Source organism: Porphyromonas sp. CAG:1061, from assembly GCF_000435035.1.
GTDB lineage: Bacteria > Bacteroidota > Bacteroidia > Bacteroidales > Porphyromonadaceae > Porphyromonas_A > Porphyromonas_A somerae.
This window is the reverse complement of the sequence record NZ_HF988917.1, coordinates 31,269-34,251: the sequence shown is the minus strand read 5'-3', so window position 1 is coordinate 34,251 and position 2,983 is coordinate 31,269. Positions and strand designations below refer to the sequence as shown.

2 protein-coding genes and 1 riboswitch are annotated in these 2,983 nt (G+C 45.6%); both genes read left to right on the top strand.

Translation table 11 applies throughout. The features are described from left to right. Nucleotides 1-74: 74 nt before the first annotated feature. Nucleotides 75-276, top strand: a riboswitch (cobalamin riboswitch). Nucleotides 277-333: 57 nt separating this feature from the next. After that, the gene (locus QVO39_RS05205) at nt 334-1,281 is read left to right on the top strand and encodes a sirohydrochlorin cobaltochelatase (RefSeq protein ID WP_040575784.1); all 948 of its coding nucleotides are present in this window, start codon (nt 334-336) and stop codon (nt 1,279-1,281) included. Continuing rightward, nucleotides 1,274-2,983 (top strand): carboxypeptidase-like regulatory domain-containing protein (locus QVO39_RS05200; protein WP_288171798.1); only part of this gene is annotated, 1,710 nt, incomplete at its 3' end. The genes QVO39_RS05205 and QVO39_RS05200, both read left to right, overlap by 8 nt.

The following is a 2,983-nucleotide window of genomic DNA, read 5'->3' as shown; positions in this document are numbered from 1 at the left end:
CCCCTCCGCCACAGGCACCCCAAACCTTTCCCAATATTTGTTAAGTACCCTAAATATTACTATCTTTGTAGGTAGATAAACAGATATGGTGATAGGTTATCCTACTCTTTAGATAGCCTATAAAAGGGAATCCAGTGAAAGTCTGGAGCAGTGCCCGCTACTGTAAGCTTTGAAATAAGCTTTGGATATTCGTATTTATTTACCACTACCTCATAAGGTGGGAAGGTATTCCAAAGTAAAGCAAGTCAGGAAACCTGCCATATCATAGTGTGTATTGTGGTGCTCCGGGGTGCAGAGTGCTGTTATATTGATGTCGGAAACCATTTCAGACTTATGAGGAAATTATTGCTAGGGACTATGGCAGTTCTTATCTCTATGCTATGCCATCAGCAGGTGAGTGCTCAAAACAAGGTGTTTATTGAGGACCCTCTATTTGAAAATTTACAGGAGGGCGATAAAGGGGCCATCTTAATCACACACTTCGGTACCACACACGATGATACCAGAGCTGTGACACTTGATGCCATTAATAAGGCAGTTAAGGAGCGTCACCCCAACCTTGAGGTACGTGAAGCCTATACCTCTCGTATCATCATCAAGCGACTAAAGGATAATAAGGGGATCATCAAACTCAATCCTACTGAGGCCCTACAGCAACTACACAATGAAGGTTATACCCATGTGCTAGTGATCTCCACTTCTATTACCAATGGCGTAGAGGTCACCTCGGTAATCCGTGAAGTAGCCCACCTACCCTTTAACTTTAAGAAGATAAGAGTGGCAACTCCGCTACTATTCCACGAAGCAGACTACGAAAAGCTAATCAAGCTTATCACGGCTGATAGCCAACCTGATGTGGCAACTATTTGGGTAGGTCACGGCACCTACGATGTGGCTACGGCACAATACGCGATGCTGGACCACATGCTGATGTTAAGTGGGCACCCTAATGTGATCATCGGCTGCGTAGAGGGCTACCCTTACTACGAGCAAGCACTTCAAAGGCTTAAGGCTACAGGACTAAAGAAGGTGGTACTTCGTCCTCTTATGATTGTGGCTGGGGAGCATGCCAAGGAGGATATCGCCGAGGATTGGAAGGAAAACTTAACCAAGGCGGGATTTGAGGTAGAACTAAGGCTCGAAGGACTAGGCGAACTACCTGAGCTACAACAGATCCTCAACGACAAAATAGACTTCTACTCTCAATATAGAAGATTGCTCATTGGTGAGAAGAAAAAAGTCTATGAGGTAACAGGTGAAAAGATGCACGCTGATGATTAATAGACTATTTCTTACGCTTATCCTAGTTCTGACTGCTACTATAGCCACCGCTCAGACTTACCAGATAAATGGAAAGGTAGTGGATGAAAAAAATCATCCACTACCTTACGCAGTGATTGCCATAGAAGGCAAAGGCAATGTAGCAGCAGCCGATCAGACTGGTAGCTTCTCGCTCAACTTGAAGTCGGGCAGCTACCTACTCCGTGCCTCGCTACTCGGCTATAAAACCACACACAAAAGGGTGAACCTCCCCAAGAATAGCTCTGTAACCATTCAATTAAAGGAGGATTATAAGCAACTAGGAGAGGTATTGGTGGTAGGTCCCGACTACAGCAAGCAGATACAAGAGGGGGTCTACGCTGCAAAAAGCCTCAATGTCCGCCCATACGCCGCCTCCAACAACAGCTTAAACAACCTATTGGGACAGACCAGCGGGGTGAGGATTAGAGAGGAAGGAGGTATCGGCTCCAACTTCGATCTCACCTTGACGGGACTAAGTGGCAATGCTATTAGATACTTCATCGATGGGGTACCACTTACCTCTCTCGGCAGTGGCTCCAACGTGGCTAATCTCCCAATTAATATTATTGATAGAGTGGAGATCTACAAAGGAGTGGTTCCTCCCGAGCTAGGTCTAGATGCCCTCGGCGGTGCAGTCAACATCATCACCCGCAAGGAGAATAAGAACTATCTTGAGGCCTCCATCAACGGGGGTTCTTTCCACACTTATGGTGCTAACCTTAGTGGAGAATACAGGGTGAAAAGCAATGGCTTTACCGTCCGTGGTAATGGTAGTCTCACCTCTACTCGTAATAACTATATGATGCGTGGGGTGGATGTGTGGAATCCAGAGGCCAATGAATACCAAGCTGGTGACTACCGAAGATTTCACGATGGCTACCGCTCTATCAACGGAGAAATACAAGCTGGATTCACTCAAACTAAATGGGCGGATGAAGCACTCATCGGCGTCTACTATGCCAATAGCAAGAGTGAGATTCAAACTGGTTTGAGCCAAAAACTGGTGATTGGTGCTGCTGAGAGGTACCGAGATGCCCTTAGAGTTTCTCTTAACTATAGCAAGAGGAATTTATTGGTGAAGGGGTTGACGGCAAAACTATTTGCCTCTCATACTTTGGACCATGTCCTTTTTGCTGATACCACCTTTAGAAAGTACTTTTGGGATGGTTCGTTCTTGGAGTCCAATAGGAGTGAGATCACTCAACGCGGCAAAATGCTCCGCCACATTAAACGACCTACCACTGTGGTAAGAGGTAATCTTTCATATCGACTGACGAATGCGAGTACACTCAACCTAAATTACACCTTAACCGCCAATCATAATAATAGGAGTGACAGCTATGATGAGGACTTTATCCCGACAAGTGACTTCTTAGCACGCCATATTATAGGACTTTCGTACAGTAGTTACTGGTGGGGCGATAGGATCAATTCCACCCTCTTTTTGAAGGATTATATCCTCCAATCTTCTATTGAGCAAGAGGATATGTATTGGATTACTGGAGTTCGTGATGTGGAGCGTAAAGTGGTTCGCAATAATATAGGGTATGGTTTGGGGGCACGTGTCACCTTTGCCAAAGAGATTTCGCTAAAGCTCTCCTACGAAAATGCAACTCGGCTTCCTACGGCACGAGAGTTATTCGGTAATGGGGCTAGTATCTACCCCAATTTCAAGCTCAAC